Source organism: Polaromonas sp. YR568 (genome assembly GCF_943369415.1).
Classification (GTDB): Bacteria; Pseudomonadota; Gammaproteobacteria; order Burkholderiales; family Burkholderiaceae_C; genus Polaromonas.
On sequence record NZ_CALRNF020000048.1, the window covers coordinates 1 to 20,546 of the forward strand.

The window sequence follows — 20,546 nt, forward strand, 5'->3', positions numbered from 1 at the left end:
CGCCGGCATCTACAAGGCCGTGGCGCGCAAGATGGCGATCACCGTGGCCGCCAAGTCCAAGGACTTCTCCGCCAAGTTCCCGACCATCACCATCAGCAAGAACACCTGAGACCACAACGGCAGCTGAAATAACAACGACAGCGGAGACAACGCTGAGACAACCGAGACGCACCCCTGCATGAACCTGCTGGCATCCCTGCGGTATTTGGCCGCGCTCGACGAGCACAAACATTTCGGCCGCGCCGCCCAGGCCTGCCACATCACCCAGCCGGCGCTGTCCAACGCCTTGCGCGCGCTGGAGGCCGAGTTCGGCGCGGTCATCGTCAAGCGCGGGCGCAACTTCGAAGGCTTCACGCCCGAAGGCGAGCGCGTGCTGCTCAGCGCGCAGCGCATGCTGCATGAGCGCGAGCTGCTGCAGCAGGAACTCGACAGCGGCATCGGCAAGCCGCAGGGCAGCCTCAGCATAGGCGCCGTGCCCACCGCCATGCCCATCGCCGCGCGCTTTTGCGCCCTGCTGCAGGCGCGCTACCCGGGCATCTCGCCGACGGTGCGCTCCATGAGCTCCAACGAACTGGAAACGGGGCTGGAAAGCCTGGCGCTGGACATGGGCCTGGGCTACACCGACCGCCTGCGCACCAACGGCCCGCGCCTGCGCCAGATCACGCAGTACACCGAGCATTATTTCTTTGTCCGCCGGGCGGCCAGCCCGCGCGCGGACGCGCTGCAGATAGGCCCCGGCATCACCTGGGCCGAAGCCTCCAGGCACCCCTTGTGCATGCTGACGCGTGAAATGCACAACCGCACCATCGTCGAAAAAGCCTTTGAAGACGCCGGCGTGGCCAGCCTGCCCGGCATAGAGACCAACTCCATCCTCACGCTGGCGCTGTCGGTGGTCGAAGGCAATGTCTGCAGCATCATGCCCGGCGCACTCGTCGGCGCGGTGCGCGGCTACCGCGAACTCGAAGCGCTGCCGTTGCTGGCGCCCGAGGTCCGCACCACCATAGGCTTCATCGCCCAGGGCGGCGACCGCCCCTCCCGCACCCTCGAAGCCGCCCTCGCCCTCGCCGAAGACCCCGCCTGGCTGCGCCACGCAGCCGCGCACAGCGGCCTGCTCAGCGTCTAGCCACTCCCCAACTAATCCCGAACGCCGTACTCGGACTCTCCCTCCGACAGGCTCAGAATGATCGGGCATGAAGAGTGCGCCTGCAGAGGACTCTTCAACCAAGCAGGGGCCGCGGGACTGGCTTTGAGAGACCGCAGGCGCAGCGGCCCCCTCGGGGGGCAGCGCATTACACGAAGCCGAAGGCGAAGTGAAAAGCGTGGGGGCTCGTTTACCCGGATATTTAGTTTTTGAATCGATGTATGTCCCGATTCAATTTGACCGTGTTGCTGCGCCGCCACGACACTTCGCACACCCGATGAGGGCGAAGTACACAAATAAAACGGAGACAAAGACATGACAGGATTCCTCGATAAAGAGCGCATCATTGCCGGCCCTGGTTTCAACCGGTGGCTGGTTCCTCCCGCCGCACTGGCCATTCATCTGTGCATAGGCATGGCCTACGGTTTCTCGGTGTTCTGGCTGCCGCTGTCCAAGGCGCTGGGCGTCAAGGAATCCATCAAGTGCGGCCCGGAAGTCGGCTTTTTCGCCGAGCTCTTCACCACCAGCTGCGACTGGAAAATCTCCACCCTGGGCTGGATGTACACCCTGTTCTTCGTGCTGCTGGGCATTTCCGCGGCCACCTGGGGCGGCTGGCTCGAACGCGCCGGCCCGCGCAAGGCCGGCGTGGTCTCGGCCGTCTGCTGGTGCGGCGGCATGCTGATCTCGGCGCTGGGCATTTACCTGCACCAGTTCTGGCTGATGATCCTGGGCTCCGGCGTCATAGGCGGCATAGGCCTGGGGCTGGGCTACATCTCGCCGGTCTCCACGCTGATCAAGTGGTTCCCCGACCGCCGCGGCATGGCCACCGGCATGGCCATCATGGGCTTTGGCGGCGGCGCGATGATCGGTTCGCCGCTGGCGGCCGACCTGATGAAATACTTCGCCACGCCGACCAGCGTGGGCGTGATGCAGACCTTTGTCGTCATGGCGCTGGTGTACTTCGTTTTCATGATGGCCGGCGCCTTCGGCTACCGCGTGCCTGAAACCGGCTGGAAGCCCGAAGGCTGGACGCCGCCGCCGGCCGCCACCAACACCATGATCACGCAGCGCCACGTGCACGTGAAAAAAGTCTGGGGCATTCCCCAGTTCTGGCTGATCTGGATGGTGCTCTGCATGAACGTGAGCGCCGGCATCGGCGTGATCGGCATGGCTTCGCCCATGCTGCAGGAAGTCTTCGGCGGCTCGCTGATCGGCGTGGGCCAGAAGTTCGGCGAACTCGACAAGACGCAACTGGCCGCGATCGCCACCGTCGCCGCGGGCTTTACCGCGCTGCTGAGCCTTTTCAACATCGGCGGGCGTTTCTTCTGGGCCAGCCTGTCCGACAAGCTGGGCCGCAAGATGACCTATGTGGTCTTCTTCGTGCTGGGCGGCGTGCTGTATTTCAGCGTGCCGGGCAGCGCGGCGGCCGGCAGCATCCTGCTGTTCGTCGGCGCCTTCTGCATTATCTTGAGCATGTACGGCGGCGGCTTCGCCACCGTGCCGGCCTATCTTGCCGACATCTTCGGCACCCAGATGGTGGGCGCCATCCACGGCCGCCTGCTGACGGCCTGGGCCACGGCCGGCATCCTGGGCCCGGTGGTTGTCAACTACATGCGCGAGTACCAGCTCGGCCTTGGCATCCCGCGTGAACAGGTCTATAACCAGACCATGTACATCCTGGTGGGCATGCTGGTGGTGGGCCTGATCTGCAACCTGCTGGTCCGCCCGCTGAACCCGAAGTGGTTCATGACGGACAGCGAGCTCGCCGAAGAAAAACGCCTGGCGCACGAAAAAGCCGCGGCTTCCGAACTGCACCGCACAAACGGCAGCAATGGCGGCAATGGCAGCACGGTCAGCCCGGCCGTGGTGGTGTTGGCCTGGCTCGCGGTGGGTATCCCGCTGGCCTGGGGCATCTACCGCACGCTGCAAAGCGTTGCCAAGTTTTTCCAGTAAATATGGCCCCCACGCTTTTCACTTCGTGTAATACGCTGCCCCCCGAGGGGGCGCGTTTTTCCTTGGGGCGGCCCGGCGGAAAAACGGGGCTGCCACGTAATACATGACTTTCATTGCCAGCAACCGCTAGCCAAAGGACACGGACCGAGATGTTGACCGACAGCGCACGCGAAACCATCAACGAGGTGGTCGCCAGCCACAAGCAGATGCCGGGGGCTTTGCTGCCCATATTGCATGGCATCCAGGACGCTGTGGGTTACATCCCGGCCGAGGCGGTGGACAGCATCGCGCGGGAGCTCAACCTCTCGCGGGCCGAAGTCCATGGCGTGGTGACGTACTACCACCACTTCCGTTCCGAGCCGGCGGGCAAACACGTGGTGCAGATCTGCCGGGCCGAGGCCTGCCAGTCCATGGGCTCCGAGCGCCTGTGGGCGCATGCCTGCCTGCACCTGGACAGCGACGGGCACAAGCCAACCAAGGACGGCGTGTTCACGGTCGAGCCGGTGTATTGCCTGGGCCTGTGCGCGTCGTCGCCTTCCATGGCGATTGACGGCAAGGTGCATGCGCGCGTCAGTGTGGAGAAATTCAACACGTTGGTGGCGCAGGCCAGGAGCCGGGCATGAGCATCAAGGTCTTTGTTCCCCGCGACTCGGCGGCACTGGCGGCGGGCGCTGATGAAGTGGCCGCGGCCATTGTTTCCGGCGCCCGAAAGCGCGGCGTGGATGTCGAGTTGGTGCGCAACGGTTCGCGCGGCCTGTTCTGGCTGGAGCCCATGGTGGAAGTCGCCACCGCCGCGGGCCGCATCGCCTACGGGCCGGTGGAGGCCGGCGACGTGGACGCTCTGTTCGACGCGTCCTTCCACAGTGGCGGCGCGCACGCGCTGAAGCTGGGCCTGACCGACGACATCCCCTACCTGCACAAGCAGGAGCGGCTCACCTTCGCCCGCATGGGCGTGACCGACCCCTTGTCGCTGGCCGACTATGAGGCACACGAAGGCTACGCGGGCCTGCGCAGGGCGCTGGCCATGCCCGCAACCGAGGTGGTGCAGCAGGTGCTCGATTCCGGCCTGCGCGGCCGCGGCGGCGCGGCCTTTCCGGCCGGCATCAAATGGAAAACCGTGGCGGCGCTGCAGGCGCCGCAAAAATACGTGGTTTGCAACGCGGACGAAGGCGACTCGGGCACCTACTCCGACCGCATGACCATGGAGGGCGATCCCTTCATGCTCATCGAAGGCATGACGATTGCCGGCGTGGCCAGCGGCGCGACCGAGGGCTATATCTACATCCGTTCCGAATACCCGCACGCGGTCGCCACCATGACGCAGGCGATTGCGGCGGCCGAAGCCGCCGGCTTTCTGGGCGGCGACATCCTGGGCTCGGGCAAAAGCTTCCGGCTGCATGTGCGCAAGGCCGCGGGCTCCTATGTCTGCGGCGAGGAGACCGCCATGCTTGAAAGCCTGGAGGGCAAACGCGGCATCGTGCGCGCCAAGCCGCCCATCCCGGCCATCAAGGGCCTGTTCGGCAAGCCGACGGTGATCAACAACGTCATCACCTTCGCCTCGGTGCCCGTCATCCTGGCCAAGGGTCCCGGCTTCTACCAGCACTACGGCGTGGGGCGTTCGCGCGGCACCTTGCCGATACAGCTGGCCGGCAACATCAAGTACGGCGGCCTGGTCGAAAAAGCCTTCGGCGTCACGCTGCGCGAGCTGATGTACGACTACGGCGGCGGTTCGGCCTCGGGCCGGCCCATCAAGGCGGTGCAGGTCGGCGGCCCGCTGGGCGCCTACGTGCCGGAATCGCAATGGGACATCCCGCTGGACTACGAAGCCTATGCGGCCGTCGGCGCCGTGGTCGGCCACGGCGGCATCGTGGTGCACGACGACACGGCCGACATGGCCCGCCTGGCGCGCTACGCCATGGAGTTCTGCGCCATCGAGTCCTGCGGCAAGTGCACGCCCTGCCGCATAGGCTCCACGCGCGGCGTGGAAGTCATCGACAAAATCACCGCCGACCAGAACCGGCCCCAGCAGGTCAAGCTGCTGCGAGACCTGTGCGACACCATGGTTAATGGGTCTTTGTGTGCCATGGGCAACATGACGCCTTATCCTGTGTTGTCGGCCCTCAACCATTACCCGCAGGATTTCGGCATCATCACGCCGGACCGCAAGGCAGCTTAAGGAGTCCATCATGCTCGACCATCTCAAGGAAACCGACTACGGCACGCCCAAACGCGAATCGGAAACGGAAATCACGCTGGAGATCGACGGCGAGAGCGTGACCGTCGCCGCCGGCACTTCGCTGATGCGCGCCGCGATGGACGCCGGCATCAAGGTGCCCAAGCTGTGCGCCACCGACAGCCTGGAGCCCTTCGGCTCCTGCCGCCTGTGCCTGGTGGAGATCGAAGGGCGCAAGGGCTTTCCGGCCTCCTGCACCACGCCGGCCGAAGCCGGCATGAAGGTGCGAACCCAGACGCCGAAACTGCAGGACCTGCGCAAGGGCGTGATGGAGCTCTACATCTCCGACCACCCGCTGGACTGCCTGACCTGCTCGGCCAACGGCAACTGTGAGCTGCAGGACATGGCCGGCGTCACCGGCCTGCGCGAGGTGCGTTACGGCATGGACGGCGCCAACCACTTCCGCGAGGGCAGCAAACCCAAGATCGACGAATCGAATCCCTATTTCAGCTACGACGCCTCCAAGTGCATCGTCTGCAACCGCTGCGTGCGCGCCTGCGAGGAAACCCAGGGCACCTTCGCGCTGACCATCAGCGGCCGCGGCTTCGAGTCGCGTGTCTCGCCAGGCCAGGACCAGCCCTTCATGGAATCCGAGTGCGTGAGCTGCGGCGCCTGCGTCGAGGCCTGCCCCACCGCCACGCTGCAGGAAAAAACCGTCATCATGCTCGGCCAGCCCGAGCACAGCAAGATCACCACCTGCGCCTACTGCGGCGTCGGCTGCGCCTTCAAGGCCGAGATGAAGGGCAATGAGGTCGTGCGCATGGTGCCGTGGAAAGACGGCAAGGCCAACGAGGGCCATTCCTGCGTCAAGGGCCGTTTTGCCTGGGGTTATGCCACGCACAAGGACCGCATCACCAAGCCGATGATCCGCAAGAGCATCAACGACCCCTGGCGCGAAGTCAGCTGGGACGAGGCCATCGGTTATGCGGCCAGCGAGTTCCGCCGCATCCAGGCCAAATACGGCAAGGACTCGATAGGCGGCATCACCTCCTCGCGCTGCACCAACGAGGAAACCTACCTGGTGCAAAAGCTGGTGCGCGCGGCCTTCGGCAACAACAACGTCGACACCTGCGCGCGCGTGTGCCATTCGCCCACCGGCTACGGCCTGGGACAGACCTACGGCACCTCGGCCGGCACGCAGACCTTCAAGTCGGTGGAAAAAGCCGACGTCATCATGGTCATAGGCGCCAACCCGACCGACGGCCACCCGGTGTTCGCCTCGCGCATGAAAAAGCGCCTGCGCGAAGGCGCGCGCCTGATCGTCATCGACCCGCGCCGCATCGACATCGTGAAGTCGCCGCACATCCAGGCGGACTACCACCTGCCGCTCAAGCCCGGCACCAACGTGGCCATGATTTCCGCGCTGGCCCATGTGGTGGTCACCGAAGGCCTGCTGGCCGACGACTACATCGCCGAGCGCTGCGACGACAAGTCCTTCAACCAATGGCGCGACTTCGTGGCGCGCCCCGAGAACTCGCCCGAGGCCATGGAGAAAGTCACCGGCGTTGCCGCCGAAGACATACGCGGCGCCGCCAGGCTGTACGCGACCGCCGGCAACTCGGCCATCTATTACGGCCTGGGCGTGACCGAGCATTCGCAGGGCTCCACCATGGTCATGGGCATCGCCAACCTGGCCATGGCCACCGGCAACGTCGGGCGCGAAGGCGTGGGCGTGAACCCGCTGCGCGGGCAGAACAACGTGCAGGGCGCCTGCGACATGGGTTCCTTCCCGCATGAGCTGCCCGGCTACCGCCATATTTCCGATTCCACCGTGCGCTCGGAATTCGAAGCCGCCTGGGGCGTGACGCTGAACCCGGAACCGGGCCTGCGCATCCCCAACATGTTCGACGCGGCGCAGGCCGGCAGCTTCCTGGGGCTGTACTGCGAAGGCGAGGACATCGTGCAGTCCGACCCGAACACGCAGCACGTGGCCGAGTCGCTCAAGGCCATGGAATGCATCGTGGTGCAGGACATCTTCCTCAACGAAACCGCCAAGTACGCGCACGTCTTCCTGCCCGGTTCTTCCTTCCTCGAAAAAGACGGCACCTTCACCAATGCCGAACGCCGCATCTCGCGCGTGCGCAAGGTGATGCCGCCGCAAGCGGGCCTGGCCGACTGGGAAGTCACCGCCAAGCTGTCCAACGCGCTCGGCTACCCGATGAACTATTCGCACCCGCGCGAAATCATGGCCGAGATCGCCGCGCTGACGCCCACCTTCCGCGGCGTCACCTACGAAAAAATCGAAAAGCACGGCAGCGTGCAATGGCCGTGCAACGACGACACCGCCGAGTTGGGCACCGAGATCATGCACAAGGACAAGTTTGTGCGCGGCAAGGGCCGCTTCATCATCACGCAGTACGTGGCGACCGACGAGAAGGTCACGCGCAAGTTCCCGCTGCTGCTGACGACCGGCCGCATCCTGTCGCAGTACAACGTGGGCGCGCAGACGCGCCGCACGCCCAACAACCAGTGGCACAGCGAAGACCGGCTTGAGATCCATCCGCACGACGCCGAAGAGCGCGGCATCAAACCCGACGACTGGGTGGGCATTGAAAGCCGGGCCGGCCAGACGGTGCTGCGCGCCCTGGTCACCGAGCGCATGCAGCCCGGCGTGGTCTACACCACCTTCCACTTCCCCGAGTCGGGCGCCAACGTCATCACCACGGACGCCTCCGACTGGGCTACCAATTGCCCCGAGTACAAGGTCACGGCGGTGCAGGTCATGCCCGTGGCGCAGCCGTCCGAATGGCAGAAATCCTACTCGCGCTTCAACACGCAGCAGCTGGAACTGGCCGAGGCCGCTTCGCAGCCCAGGGCGGGTGCCGAAGCCGTGGTGGGAAAATAGCCGGCGGCCGGCCACCATGCAGATGAACGAGCTACCCGCGCAACAGGCCGGCGCCGCGCGCGCCGTGCCGGTGACGGGTGTTCGCGCGCGCAAGTTTTTTGAGGGCACGGACTGGGTGGCCGAAGAAGTCCCGGTGGCGCTGGAATACAACGGCGTCTCGCACGCCGTGATGCTGGCCAGCCCATCGGACCTGGAAGACTTCGCCTTCGGCTTCTCGCTGACGGAAGGCATCGTGGACGAGATGTCGCAGATCCGCGACCTGGAGGTCTCCAGCAGCCCGCAGGGCATCACGGTGCACGTCGGCATTGCCTCATCGTGCTTTGCTCGGCTCAAGGACAGGCGCCGCAGCCTGGCCGGCCGCACCGGCTGCGGCCTGTGCGGCACCGACAGCCTGGCGCAGGCCGTGCGCCTGCCCGCGCCGCTGGGCAGCGATGCGCGCTTCGCCGCGTCGGCGGTCACGCGGGCGCTGGCCGGCCTGCGCGACAAGCAGCTGCTGCTGGGCATCACGGGCGCCACCCATGCTGCCGCATGGTGCAATGCGGCCGGCGAGATCATGCTGCTGCGCGAAGACGTGGGGCGCCACAACGCCCTGGACAAATTGGTAGGCGCGCTGCGGCGGGGAAAATTTTCGGCGGGCGAAGGCTTTATCGTGGTGACCAGCCGCGCCAGCTATGAGATGGTGCACAAGACAGCCGTCGCCGGCGTGGCCCTGCTGGCCGCCGTGTCCGGCGTGACCGGCCTGGCCGTCGACGTGGCCCGTGATGCCGGCGTCGCCTTGCTGGGCTTTGCGCGGGGCGAAGACCTTTCCGTTTATTGCCACGCCGAACGCATTCATTTAGACCACGCAGCATGAACAACGACAACCTGATCCACATGGCCAACCAGATTGGCGTTTTTTTCGAGTCCATGCCCGACCGCCACCAGGCCGAACAGGACCTCGCCACCCACCTCAAGAAGTTCTGGGACCCGCGCATGCGGCGCGCTTTCCTTGAACTGATGGACGGCAGCTCGGGCGCACAGATCAGCGACATCGTGCGCACGGCGGTGCGGGAACACCGCGCACTGCTGGCCTGACGCGCCCCCGCCGGCGCGCCATCCCTGTCGCTGCCGGCCTTGCTTGCCGACGCGTCGCGGGAACTGCGCCTTGCGCTCCGCACGGCATTGCCCCTGCCGGGCTGCTGGCGCTACCATACGAGCCGGTGCACACTTCAAGAACCATGAACCTTTTCTCCCCGGCCTGTACCCGTCATGACTGCCTTTGACGCCCAGCCCACGCTCCCCGGAATCCCCGAAGCCCTGCCCAGCCGCGACGATGCCGGCACCGGCCTGCCCCTGTGGCGCTGGCTGCTGGAGGGCCTGCGCGCCGGCGTCTTTCTAAAGCCGCGCGTGGCGGGGCGCCTGCCCACGCCACTGCAGATCCTGCTCATGACCGCGCTGGTGCTGGGCCTTGAACTGGCGCTGTCCCGCCTGGAGGTGCCCGGCCCCGCGAACCTGGATTTGCAGGCCTGGCTGTCGGGCTGGTGGACCGCCGGCGTGTTCCTGGGCCTTGCCTGGTGGGCGCTTCCCACGCCGGAGACCGCGCCGGATAGCGGCCCGGACAGGGGCCCGGACGAAGTGGCCGGCGGGCGCCCCATGCGCCTCATGGGTGTCGCCGCCTGCTTTGTGCTGTGGCTGCTCTCATCCCTTCCGGCCACGGTGGTGTACCAGGGGGTGATCGCCGCCCTGGCCCAGGGATGGATCAAAAGTCCGGTCTTTTCGTCGCCCTGGCTTTACTGGGGCTTTTACGCGCTGTTCATCGCCTGGGGCGTGGGCACGGCGGTGGTGCTGGTCTGGCGCTTTGCCGGCTGGACCTGGCGCACGGCGGTGTTCGCACTGGTTCTGCTGGCCTCCACCGGCCTGATGGCCTGGCAGTTCCAGGCGCGCACCTGGCAGGAAGATTTCGCCGCGCGCGGTGCCGCCGCCGAAAGGCCCCGGCTGCAGCTGAGCCAGCAGACCTTTGAAGCGCAGCAGGCGCTCTGGGAAAAAACCATGGCCGCCATCGCGCACCAGCGCCCAGGCGTGATCGACGTGTATGCCCTGGTGTTCGCCCCCTACGCCCCGGAAGACGTGTTCCTGCGCGAAAGCACCCTGGTCAGCCGCGTGCTGGCCGAGCGTTTCGACGCCGAAGGCCGCGTGGTGCACCTGGTCAACCACGCCACCACCGCGCAGACCCAGCTGTGGGCCACCGCGCTGAACATGGAGCGCGCCATCGACGCCATCGCCCAGCGCATGGACCGCGACAAGGACGTGCTGGTGGTCTACATGACCTCGCACGGCGCCAGCGACTTCAAGCTGGCCGCCTCCCACTGGCCGCTGCAGGTGCCGCCCGTGACGCCCGGCGAGTTGCGGGAAGCCCTCGACAAGGCCGGCGTGCGCAACCGCGTGATCGCGATTTCGGCCTGTTACTCGGGCGGCTGGGTCGAGCCGTTGGCCGGCGACACCACCCTGGTCATGACGGCGGCCGACGCCACCCATACCTCTTACGGCTGCGGGAGCCGCTCCGAACTCACCTTCTTCGGCCGCGCCATGTTCGACGAACAGCTGCGCAAGACACATTCCTTCGAGCAGGCGTTTGCCCGCGCGGTGCCCTTGATCAAGCAGCGCGAGATCGACGCCGGCAAGGAGGACGGCTTTTCCAACCCGCAGATCCGGGTGGGCGCGGGCATTGCACCTGTACTGCGCGCGCTGGAAAAACGCCTGGATGCGTTGCCACCGGCCGCACCGGCGCCCGTGGCCACTGCCGCGCGTCCCTGAACGATCCACATAACCCGGCTGTAAACCCGGCCATCGCTCAGGAGGGCGGACTTTGCGTTATGGTCTGCGCATGAACACCCTTTTCCTCAAGCTCGGCTGGAAAACCATGCTGCGCGATTTGCGCGCGGGCGAGTTGCGCCTGCTGATCGTGGCCGTCACCCTGGCCGTCGCGGCCCTGACCGCCGTCGGTTTCTTTGCCGACCGCCTCAAGGGCGGCCTGCAGCGCGACGCGCGCCAGCTGCTGGGCGGCGACGCCGTGATCCGCAGCGACGGCCTGACGCCGGCCGCTTTCATCGCCAAAGCCCAGGCGCTGGGCCTCAAGGGCATTTCCACCGTCACCTTTCCCACCATGGGCCGCGCCAGCGATGCCGACGGCGGCGCCAGCAAGCTGGTGGCCTTCAAGGCCGTGCCCGAAGGCTACCCCTTGCGCGGCAGCATGAAGGTGGCCGGCAGCGCCGAGGAGGCCGGTGCCGATACGCGCGAAGTTCCCGCACCGGGAACGGCCTGGGCCGACGCCTCGCTGCTTGATTCGCTGGGCCTCAAGCTCGGCCAGACCCTGTTGATGGGCGACGCCGGCTTCAAGCTCACGCGCATCATCGTGCAGGAACCCGACCGCGGCGCGGGCTTCATCAGCTTTTCGCCGCGCGTCATGGTCAATGAGGCCGACGTCAAGGCCACCAACCTGATCCAGCCCGCCAGCCGCACCAACTACCGCTTTGCCGTCGCCGGCGAAGACAAGGCGGTGAAGGCCTACGTCAAATGGGCCGAGGAAGAAATCAAGAAACCGTTCGAGCAGTCGGGCGTGCGCGGCGTGCGCCTGGAGTCGCTGGAATCGGGCAGCCCCGAGATGCGCCAGACCCTGGACCGCGCCGAAAAATTCCTCAACCTCGTGGCGCTGCTGGCGGCCTTGCTGAGCGCCGTGGCGGTGGCGATTGTGGCGCGCGGCTTCGCGGCCAAGCACCTGGACGACTGCGCCATGCTGCGCGTTCTGGGCCAGCCGCAGCGCACCATCGCGCTGGCCTATGCGTTCGAGTTTGTGCTGGCGGGCCTGTTTGCCAGCGCGCTGGGCGTGGTCCTGGGTTTTGCCGTGCACTACGGCTTTGTGCTGCTGCTGGCCGGCCTGGTTGAAACCGCGCTGCCGGCCGCCACCTTCTGGCCCGTGCTCTTCGGCATGGGCATGGGCCTCACGCTGCTGCTCGCCTTCGGCCTGCCGCCCGTGCTGCAGCTGGCCCAGGTGCCGCCGCTGCGCGTCATACGCCGCGACGTCGGCAACCTCAAGCCCGCCTCGCTGGCCGTGCTGGGCGTGGGCATGGCGGGCTTTGCCGCCTTGCTGGTGGCGGCCAGCAGCGACCTGAAGCTGGGCCTGATCGCCGTGGGCGGCTTTGCCGGCGCGGTGCTGGTGTTTGCCGTGGCCAGCTTTGCCGCCGTCAAGCTGCTGCGCGCCAGCGTCAATGAACAGACCGCGCCGCGCTGGCTGGTGCTGGCCACGCGCCAACTGTCCGCCCGGCCGGTGTATGCCGTGGTGCAGACCAGCGCGCTGGCCGTGGGCCTGCTGGCGCTCATGCTGCTGGTGCTGCTGCGCACCGACCTCATCAGCAGCTGGCGCAAGGCCACGCCGCCCGACGCGCCCAACCGCTTTGTCATCAACGTGCAGCCCGAGCAGGGCGATGCCTTCCAGCAGGCGCTGCGCGACGGCGGCGTGAAGAAGTTCGACTGGTACCCCATGATCCGCGGCCGCCTGGTCGCGGTGAACGGCAAGCCCGTCACGCCCGACGACTTTGAGGACGACCGCGCCAAGCGCCTGGTCGACCGCGAGTTCAACCTTTCCAACAGTGCCGACATGCCCTCGCACAACCAGACCAGCGGCGGGCGATGGACGCCCGGCGAAAAAGACGCCGTCAGCGTCGAGGACGGCCTGGCCAAGACCCTGGGCCTCAAGCTCGGCGACTCCCTGCGCTTTGACATTGGCGGGCAGACCAGCGAAGCCAAAATCACCAGCCTGCGCAAGGTTGACTGGGGTTCCATGCGCGTCAACTTTTTTGTGATGTACACGGTGGCGAAATTGCCGGCCGACGTGCCCGTCTCCTTCATCAGCGCCTTCCGCGCTCCCGATCCCGTGGCCGCCGTTGCCGGCCAGCCGAAGCCGCAGAGCTTTGACAACACCCTGGTCAAGGCCTTCCCCAACATCACCAACGTCGACATGAGCAGCACGCTGGCCCAGGTGCAGCGCGTGCTCGACCAGGTGATACGCGCGGTGGAATTTTTGTTCGGCTTCACGCTCGCAGCCGGCCTGGTCGTGCTGTTCGCCGCCATCACCGCCACCCGCGAGGAACGCGCCCGCGAATTCGCCATCATGCGGGCTGTGGGCGCGCGTGCCTCCTTGCTGCGGCAGGTGCAGCGGGCAGAACTTGCCGGTGTCGGCCTGCTGGCCGGTTTCCTGGCCTCCCTCGTTGCGCTGGCCGTGGGGTGGGGGTTGGCGCGGTTTGTGTTTGACTTCAACTGGACCGGCTCGTGGACGGTGCCGCTCTTCGGCAGCCTCGCCGGGGCTTTGCTGGCCTTGGCGGCGGGGTGGTGGGGGTTGAGGTCGGTTTTGAATACGCCTGTGGTGGAGACGCTTAGGAAGGCGCAGTGACGGACGCCTTCCGATCTCCGTTCGGGCTGGGGTTGTCGAAGCCTCTTGTGTTTCGTACGCTGATGTTGATTTGAATTCCGGGGCCGGGGTCGCCCGGCATGCGACTCACTTTTTTTGCTTCGCCAAAAAAAGTAAGCAAAAAAAGGCGACCCTGGTTGCTGCGTCCCTTCGCTTCGCTGCGGGCAACCTGCGGTGCTCGGTCCAGACGGGGTCAAAAACAACTCGCCTGCGGCTCAAACAAGTTTTTGCCCTGATCCGTCTGGACCTCCGCTCCTCGGCGCATCCACAAGGGGTGGGGAAGGAATACCGAACAGCCGAAGGCAGGATGTTTTTGGATTGGCCTTATGTCTGAATCGAGTGGCCACTCGTTTGATAATCCCCTCATGCAGATCGAAGAACGCCCTCCCGGAAATCCCCCATTCGAAACTCCCTATGCCTGGATGGGCGGCGAGGAACGGGTCAAGGCTCTTGTCGAGCGCTTTTACGATTTGATGGACCTCGAGCCCGGCTACACGGCACTGCGTGCCGCGCACGGCAACACCCTGGACAACGCGCGGCAGCGGCTGTTCTGGTTTTTGTGCGGCTGGCTGGGCGGGCCGCAGTATTACACCGACCGCTTCGGCCACCCGCGCCTGCGCATGCGACACATGCCGCAGCAAACCGGCGGCGGCTCCATCGGCATTGCGGAGCGCGACCAGTGGCTGGCGTGCATGGACCAGGCCATGCGCGAGACCGGCGTCGATGAAGGGCTGCGGACGCGCCTGAACGCGTCGTTTTTCCAGACGGCGGACTGGATGCGCAACCGGGGCGAATGACAATGGCCGCAAAGCTCGATCCGGTGAACCGGCAGCTTGATTACCGCCTATTGCCGGTCTGACGCCATGGTCACGCTACATGTCACCCGGGAACTGGCTCGCGCCCTCAAGCTGCCGGGCAAACTCGCTGCTGATTCGAGTGCGGCTGGCAGCACTTTGGGCCCCTGGTCTCTGGGTCTGGTGCATTGCCGGCCCGCCAAATTTGTGGTGGCGGTGAGTGCCTCCACGCGCTGGGCGATGGCGCTGCATGCCGCGCCCTTGGCCACACTGCAAGAGCGCTTCGGCCCTGCCTTGCTGCTGAACCTGCTGGCACTCGGCGTGCCGCCTGACCATGCCCGCGCCGAGGTGGATGCCCATGCGCCGGTTCAGTGGGCCTTGAGCCACGACCGCGGCGTGCTGGCGCACCTGAACCAGTGCGCGGCTGATGTCCTGTGGGCGGCCAACGATGGTATGTCGCTGCCCTCGGTCAATCAGCGCCTGGCTGAGCGCATCGTCATCAAGCCACAGGCAGGAATACCCTCCACCGAGGTGCTGCGTTTGCTTGGTGGCGATCCGGACAGCGTGTCTGCCCGCATGCGCGCCCAGGGGGTAGAGTGGCATGACCTGTATGCGCTGATGCAGGCGCAAGCTGGCCAGGAGGTGGTGACGATGCCTGTGCTGCGCTTGCTGGGGGCCGAGCGGCTGGAGGCGCGCCACCAGGCCACCATCCTGATGGATCGGCTTCCTGTGGACCCGCGTCGCAGCCTGGCCTCAGGCCGGTCGCCACGATGGGTTCCGCGCGAACTGGTACTGGACCTTCAGGGTATTGAGGTGGCGGGCCCGGCGTTTGCCGCCGCGTTCCATGACGAGGCGCTGGCACTGGGGCTTCGGCAGATCACCTTGCACAATGCACTTGAGGAAGTAGCCACCCAGCTTCTGCAGTTCCAATAGCGGATCGAGCATGGTGGCATGTGCTCGTGCCACTAGCGAATTGGCGGCAGTCAGCTCTGCGCCAGCAGCACCACCAGCGCCCCGGCGCCACCCTCTGCCGGCCTGGCCTGCACAAAGGCCAGCACTTCCTGTTTCTGGATCAGCCAGCTCTGCACCTTGCCCTTGAGCACCGGCGTCTTGCCGGGCGAGCCCAGGCCCTTGCCGTGCACCACGCGCACGCAGCGCCAGCCCATCTTGTGCGCGTCCTTGACGAAGTGAGCCAGTGCTTCGCGCGCATCCTCGCGGCGCAGGCCGTGCAGGTCGAGCTGGCCCTGGATGCTCCAGCCGCCGCGGCGCAGCTTGCGCACCACGTCGGGCCCCATGCCGGGCCGCCGGAAGCTCAGCGCCTCGTCGGTGTCCAGCAGGGTTTCCACGTCGAACTCGTCGGAGATCGCTTCGCGCATCACCGCGAGTTCGTCGCGCTGCTGCTGCACCGGAATGGGCGCGGCCTGCTGCAGGGGCAGTGAGGCCTTGTGGCCGGGCAGGTGCTTGGCGGGCAGGGACTTGACGGCGCCCACGGCGCGAGAGAACAGCTCTTTTTCGGCCTTGGCCTTGGCGGCCGCGGCGGCTTTGGCTGCGGCCAGTTCTTTTTCAAGCCGGGCCCGGTCTTCGATCTCGCGCTTGACGGCCTTGAGGTCCTGCAGGCTTTTGAGTGCGGGCGCTTTCATGGCGCTTACTTTATCTTAGTGCTTCCGTACTCACCGATGCAGATAAACCACGCTTCGCATGATTAAGACTGCGGCTCGCGGGTGGCTACATTACGATTCCCGGGATTCGCGGTTCGAACGTCTACATATCATCCAGACCCACTCGGGCAAGTCTGGCGCAAGAATTCAGGGAGAAAAAATGAAACGGTCTACGGTCGTGCTTTGCGCAGTCCTCTTGTTCAGCATGAGTGCATTTGGCGTTCAATATGCGCAGAACCTGCGGGAGGAAGCGGCCGCGAATGAGGCGAGGATGCAACAGGAAGCTGCCGTAGCGGCCGCCCGGGCGGCAGCAGCCGCAGCTCAGGCCGCGCAGGCAGCCCGGATTGCCTTGCTGCCGCCTTTTGAAGACCGAGCCATGGCCCACTTCGTGCCGCGCACTTATCCGCGCCCGGTGTCGGAGTGGCAGCGCAACGAAAAAGCCTTCTACGAAAAAACACTGCTGAACGGAAAGTTCGACGTGCTGGTGGTGCCGTTCCAGGTGTGGGGCTGGGCTGTCGACAGGCCAACGCGCTCCCTCATGACGGCGGAACTCGCGATGGGCCTGGCCCAATCGCAGAAGGTCAAGATCCCCGACCCTTATCTGGTGGCAAAAGCGCTAGGGGAGGGGCAGCGCCAACTCAAACAAGAAGATGTCTACAAGCTGGCCGACGCCATGGGCGTCAAGCGCATTATCTGGGGCTATGCGGGGCACGACCGGAAGGGGAAAATGTCGGTTGCCGTTTTGACGCAGGACTACACGGGAGTTGCGCGCGACGGTGCGCGCTGGCCCGGCCCGGTAGCCACAAAGAAGTTCGAGGGTATTTCACTGGACGGCGACACCCCGGCTGTTCAGGCCTACGAGTCCCTGCTGCCGGAGATACTGAAAGCGCTGGGCGCCGATGCCGCGTCACCCGTGTTCGCGCGGACGCAGAACAGGCTGGAGATGACGGCGCTGCCGCAGTCCCCGCTGGGCCTGGCGGCATTAACAGGCAATCCGGCGCAAGATGCGTACGGATTCCTGCTGTACAGCGCATTGACCCCGGCAAACACCGAGAAAGCGAAAGAGATATTTGCCGAGAAAGCGCTTTTGGCGCTCTTGAGCCTGTCGCCCGCATCGCCTGAATACCGCGCCCTTCGCGCGCGGGCGTACATGATCCTGGGCGAGCGCATGGCTGCCATCAAGCTGCTGGACACGCCGCAGACCGATGAGGAAAAGGGGCTGCTCGCCGCTCTGAACGGCAATTTGCCTGAAGTGCGCGCGATGGCTGCACGCGAAAAGAACCCCCTGAAGAAGTTGATCCAGAAGCTGGACGAAAACAGGATTGCAGCGGCTTACGGGGTGATCACAGCAAAAAAATCAGTGGCTGAAGTGGCCGCGCTCAAGCTGCCGGGTGAAATCTGGCCGTACGTCGTGACCCGGGCTTTTGTGGACTGGGACGTTTGGTCGCAATACGACAATGCCTCGCTGAAAATGCTCCTGGACTATGAACTGCCTGTCAAGGGCCACTCGCTGGAGGAAATGGCGCGCGGGTCTTCGGCCCTGGGCGACCCCGCCAAGATTCAGACCGTCGCCAATCTTTCGGTGTTTAACCACGGCCGCCAGTTCATCGATGCCAATGTGGCCAGGTTGTGCTGCGAGTTCGTGTTCGACAAACCCGGGCCGCTTGACTACCTGGCGTTGCTGCAGGAGACCGGTAATGACAACCTGATGCGGTACATCAATTTCCTGTCCTACGTCCAGGGCACCCCGGCCAAGGCCCTGAGCTTTGCCAACACCATTGACGCAAGCTACAAGGGCTACCCCTATTACGCGATGGAGCGGTCAAGGGTGGAGGCCCGGCTTGCCGTCAGCGGCGGCGGGCCGGAAAAAGCCGCGCTGGACAAGGCTTACCGCGAGAACGCGTTCAATGCGTATTACTGGGAGCAGGGGCAGTCCCTTGTCGCCGACAGGGCGCGCGAGCAGTTCGGCGCGGACGGCAAGCCGTACTACGGACATCACGACAATCTTTACTACACCGACATTCCTTACCGGCCCTACTACTGGACGTGGGCGGATGGCGGCGCTCCGGATACGAATGTGAACAACGACCTGGCCGCATTCAGGAGCGCGACCACGCAAATTCACACTCTGGCGCAGCTTGCATACCACTACCGTATGTATCCAGACAAAGGGCAGGTGAGCGAGCTCATGAAGTCGATCACGGGGCGCTTCGTCGGCTCGCCACGGCGCAATGAAATACTGCTTGATGAGGCCCTTGAGCGCGGGGACGGTGCGTTGGCGCAAGCCTTGCTTCGCGAGAACATCAGGCTTTCGCCGGCTTACTGGCCGTCTTACGAAGCATTGGGGAAGCTGCTGATCGAGTCGGGCGACGTCAATGCGGCCGCCAAGGTGTTCCATGCTTACGAGGGCTTCAAAAAGGGCTCGGAGGAAAGCCGGGTGGGCACCGCAAACTATGCGTACGAGGCGGGGTCCTATTTCTACTGGACAGGTCACTTCGACCTTGCCGTGCCCTTCTACAGGATTGCGGTCTCCCAGGGCACAGGGGCGGCCGGAGAGATGACAGCCGATGTGCGCTTGAAGCTTCTGGCCGGCGATCTGAACGGCGCCATGGCGAGCACCTTGAAGCGTGCCCAGCGCTACAACCAGTCCTATGCCTACAGGGACTATCTGGGCATGTTGCATGCGAGCGGCCATTTCAAAGAGGCCTGGGACGGCTTCAAGGTGCTGGTGAAAGAAACCAAAGAGCCGCACATCTGGGAATCTGCGCTCGTCGGTCACCACATGGCCGGCCTGTCAGAAGCTGAGGTGGTGGCGTGGGCGCGGCAAAGCGAGTTCAAGGGCGCGGGCGAGGCCAATAATGCCGCTGCCATCTATCTGGTGCGATTTGCCACCACCGACCGCACCCCTTCCGCCGGCTTGTCGGCGGTGATTGATGCGATGGACCAGCAGTGGTGGAAGGTTCCCCAACTTCCAGCGGTGATTCCCGGCGACAGCGTGATACTGAAAAATACCCCCGAAAAACGCCGGGTGAAGTCCGTTCACGCTTATTTTGTAGAAGCGTACAGGGCCATCAAACTCAAGGACTTTGCGGCGGCAAAATCAATATTCGATGAAGCCGCGGCCAGCTACGATTTTTCGGGCCAAACCGGCTATTTACCTTATTCACCCTGTTTCCCTTATCTTCCTTACTACGCCTATGCGGCTGCCAAGGTAGGTGACACATCCGGTGTCGAAAAAATCCTGGGCGGCCTCAAGAAAAAAGATCAGCGCTTTGACTATTACCTGGCTAAAGCAATTCTTGCCGGCGCGTCGGGCAAAAAGGAGGAAGCGTTGCAGTCGCTTCGAGACGCGCAATACCATCGGCCGCATACGGAACAAAGGGTTTTGTTGACGCAATACACCTTTGGAGAGGTTGCCGGGCTGGTGGCGGACTTGACCGACAGTGACAAGATCAGGGAGGCGGCGCTGGACTGGGCCAAAAGGAGCCAGAAGTTCGAGCCGTGGCAATCCTGGCCTTATGCGCTGGAAGCCAGGCTGACCAAAAACCCGGCCGGGCGCAAACGCGCCGTGGCGATGGCCTTTTATCTCGATCCCAAATCGGAAAGCCTGTCGGCGTTCAAGCAAGCCGAAATTGACGCCGCCACCAAGGCATTCGGGCAGTCCAACCCGTTTCTCGACCTCACGCCGAAAATCGTCAAGAAAAGCGCGATCTAGCGGGCGGCTGCGCGCCGCTAAAGCAATCCCAGCTCGGCCATGGACACCGCCTGGTTGCTTGTCACCACGAAGTGGTCAAGCACGCGCACGTCGATCAGCGCCAGCGCCGCCTTGAGGGTTTGCGTGAGCGCCTCGTCGGCGCGCGAGGGCTGGGCCGAGCCGCTGGGATGGTTGTGGGCCAGCACCACGCTGGCGGCGTTCAGGGCCAGGGTGCGGGTGACGACCTCGCGCGGGTAGACCGACGTTTGCGTCAGCGTGCCGCGGAACAGCTCTTCAAGCGCGATCAGCCGGTGCTGGCTGTCCAGGAACAGGATGGCGAACACCTCATGCGGCCGGTTGCCCAGTTGCAGCTGCAAATAGTCGCGCACCGCCTGCGGCGTGTCGAACAGCGTGGTTTCCTTGAGTTGCCCGGCCAGCGCGCGGCGGGCCAGCTCCAGCACGGCGACCAGTTGCGCGCGCTTGGCCGCGCCGCCCAGGCCCTTGATGCGTTTAAGGCTTTCGGCCGTGGTGTGCAGCAGCCCGGCCACGCCGCCGAAGGTGTCCAGCAATTCCTGGCCCATCTGCAGCACGTTCTTGCCGGGAATGCCGGTGCGCAGCAGCAGGGCCAGCAGTTCGGCGTCGCTGAGCGCGGCCGGGCCGCGGGCCAGCAGTTTTTCGCGGGGGCGGCTGTCTTGGGGGAGGTCTTTCAGGATCATGGATAGATCTTCTTGTTGTGCGGGCGGGAAAGGTGTGCGAAAGGGTATGCGTGCCGGGTCCATCTGCGC

General features: G+C 65.1%; 14 protein-coding genes. 12 read left to right on the forward strand and 2 right to left on the reverse strand.

Annotation, left to right across the window (positions count from 1 at the left end; all coding sequences use genetic code 11):
* Window positions 1-178 precede the first annotated feature (178 nt).
* From ACLV74_RS22995 to ACLV74_RS23045, 11 genes are all read left to right on the forward strand, one after another.
* Window positions 179-1,123, forward strand: a complete 945-nt coding sequence (locus tag ACLV74_RS22995) for a LysR family transcriptional regulator (RefSeq protein ID WP_411881750.1) — start codon at window positions 179-181, stop codon at window positions 1,121-1,123.
* Window positions 1,124-1,456: 333 nt separating this feature from the next.
* Window positions 1,457-3,094 carry an OFA family MFS transporter gene (locus ACLV74_RS23000; protein ID WP_411881751.1) on the forward strand — a complete coding sequence of 546 codons (1,638 nt, stop codon included), beginning with the start codon at window positions 1,457-1,459 and terminating at the stop codon, window positions 3,092-3,094.
* A gap of 149 nt (window positions 3,095-3,243) precedes the next feature.
* Window positions 3,244-3,717, forward strand: a complete 474-nt coding sequence (locus ACLV74_RS23005; protein ID WP_411881752.1) for a formate dehydrogenase subunit gamma — start codon at window positions 3,244-3,246, stop codon at window positions 3,715-3,717.
* Window positions 3,714-5,270, forward strand: a complete 1,557-nt coding sequence (locus ACLV74_RS23010; protein WP_411881753.1) for a formate dehydrogenase beta subunit — start codon at window positions 3,714-3,716, stop codon at window positions 5,268-5,270. The genes ACLV74_RS23005 and ACLV74_RS23010 overlap by 4 nt, the downstream gene beginning before the upstream one ends.
* 10 nt (window positions 5,271-5,280) lie before the next feature.
* Window positions 5,281-8,172 carry a formate dehydrogenase subunit alpha gene (fdhF, locus tag ACLV74_RS23015; RefSeq protein WP_411881754.1) on the forward strand — a complete coding sequence of 964 codons (2,892 nt, stop codon included), beginning with the start codon at window positions 5,281-5,283 and terminating at the stop codon, window positions 8,170-8,172.
* Window positions 8,173-8,188: 16 nt separating this feature from the next.
* Window positions 8,189-9,025 (forward strand): formate dehydrogenase accessory sulfurtransferase FdhD, encoded by an 837-nt coding sequence (fdhD, locus tag ACLV74_RS23020; RefSeq protein WP_411881755.1) that lies wholly within the window; start codon window positions 8,189-8,191, stop codon window positions 9,023-9,025.
* Complete coding sequence (locus ACLV74_RS23025) at window positions 9,022-9,246, forward strand: formate dehydrogenase subunit delta (protein WP_411881756.1); 225 nt, start codon at window positions 9,022-9,024, stop codon at window positions 9,244-9,246. The genes fdhD and ACLV74_RS23025 overlap by 4 nt, the downstream gene beginning before the upstream one ends.
* Before the next feature lie 174 nt (window positions 9,247-9,420).
* Window positions 9,421-10,965 carry a C13 family peptidase gene (locus tag ACLV74_RS23030; RefSeq protein WP_411881757.1) on the forward strand — a complete coding sequence of 515 codons (1,545 nt, stop codon included), beginning with the start codon at window positions 9,421-9,423 and terminating at the stop codon, window positions 10,963-10,965.
* 70 nt (window positions 10,966-11,035) lie between these two features.
* Window positions 11,036-13,597 carry an ABC transporter permease gene (locus ACLV74_RS23035; RefSeq protein ID WP_411881758.1) on the forward strand — a complete coding sequence of 854 codons (2,562 nt, stop codon included), beginning with the start codon at window positions 11,036-11,038 and terminating at the stop codon, window positions 13,595-13,597.
* A 383-nt stretch (window positions 13,598-13,980) separates the two neighbouring features.
* The gene (locus tag ACLV74_RS23040) at window positions 13,981-14,412 is read left to right on the forward strand and encodes a group II truncated hemoglobin (protein ID WP_411881759.1); all 432 of its coding nucleotides are present in this window, start codon (window positions 13,981-13,983) and stop codon (window positions 14,410-14,412) included.
* A gap of 66 nt (window positions 14,413-14,478) precedes the next feature.
* A complete protein-coding gene (locus tag ACLV74_RS23045; protein ID WP_411881760.1) occupies window positions 14,479-15,342 on the forward strand; it encodes a DUF6933 domain-containing protein in 864 nt (287 codons plus the stop codon).
* Window positions 15,343-15,392: 50 nt separating this feature from the next.
* Here ACLV74_RS23045 and ACLV74_RS23050 read toward each other — a convergent pair whose 3' ends face one another.
* The gene (locus ACLV74_RS23050; protein WP_411881761.1) at window positions 15,393-16,049 is read right to left on the reverse strand and encodes a Smr/MutS family protein; all 657 of its coding nucleotides are present in this window, start codon (window positions 16,047-16,049) and stop codon (window positions 15,393-15,395) included.
* Window positions 16,050-16,227: 178 nt separating this feature from the next.
* Here ACLV74_RS23050 and ACLV74_RS23055 point away from each other — a divergent pair, with 178 nt between their 5' ends.
* A complete protein-coding gene (locus ACLV74_RS23055) occupies window positions 16,228-19,782 on the forward strand; it encodes a tetratricopeptide repeat protein (protein ID WP_411881762.1) in 3,555 nt (1,184 codons plus the stop codon).
* Between the two features lie 17 nt (window positions 19,783-19,799).
* On the opposite strand, the gene radC is transcribed toward ACLV74_RS23055, so the two are convergent.
* Window positions 19,800-20,477, reverse strand: a complete 678-nt coding sequence (gene radC, locus ACLV74_RS23060; protein ID WP_411881763.1) for a RadC family protein — start codon at window positions 20,475-20,477, stop codon at window positions 19,800-19,802.
* Between the last annotated feature and the right edge of the window lie 69 nt (window positions 20,478-20,546).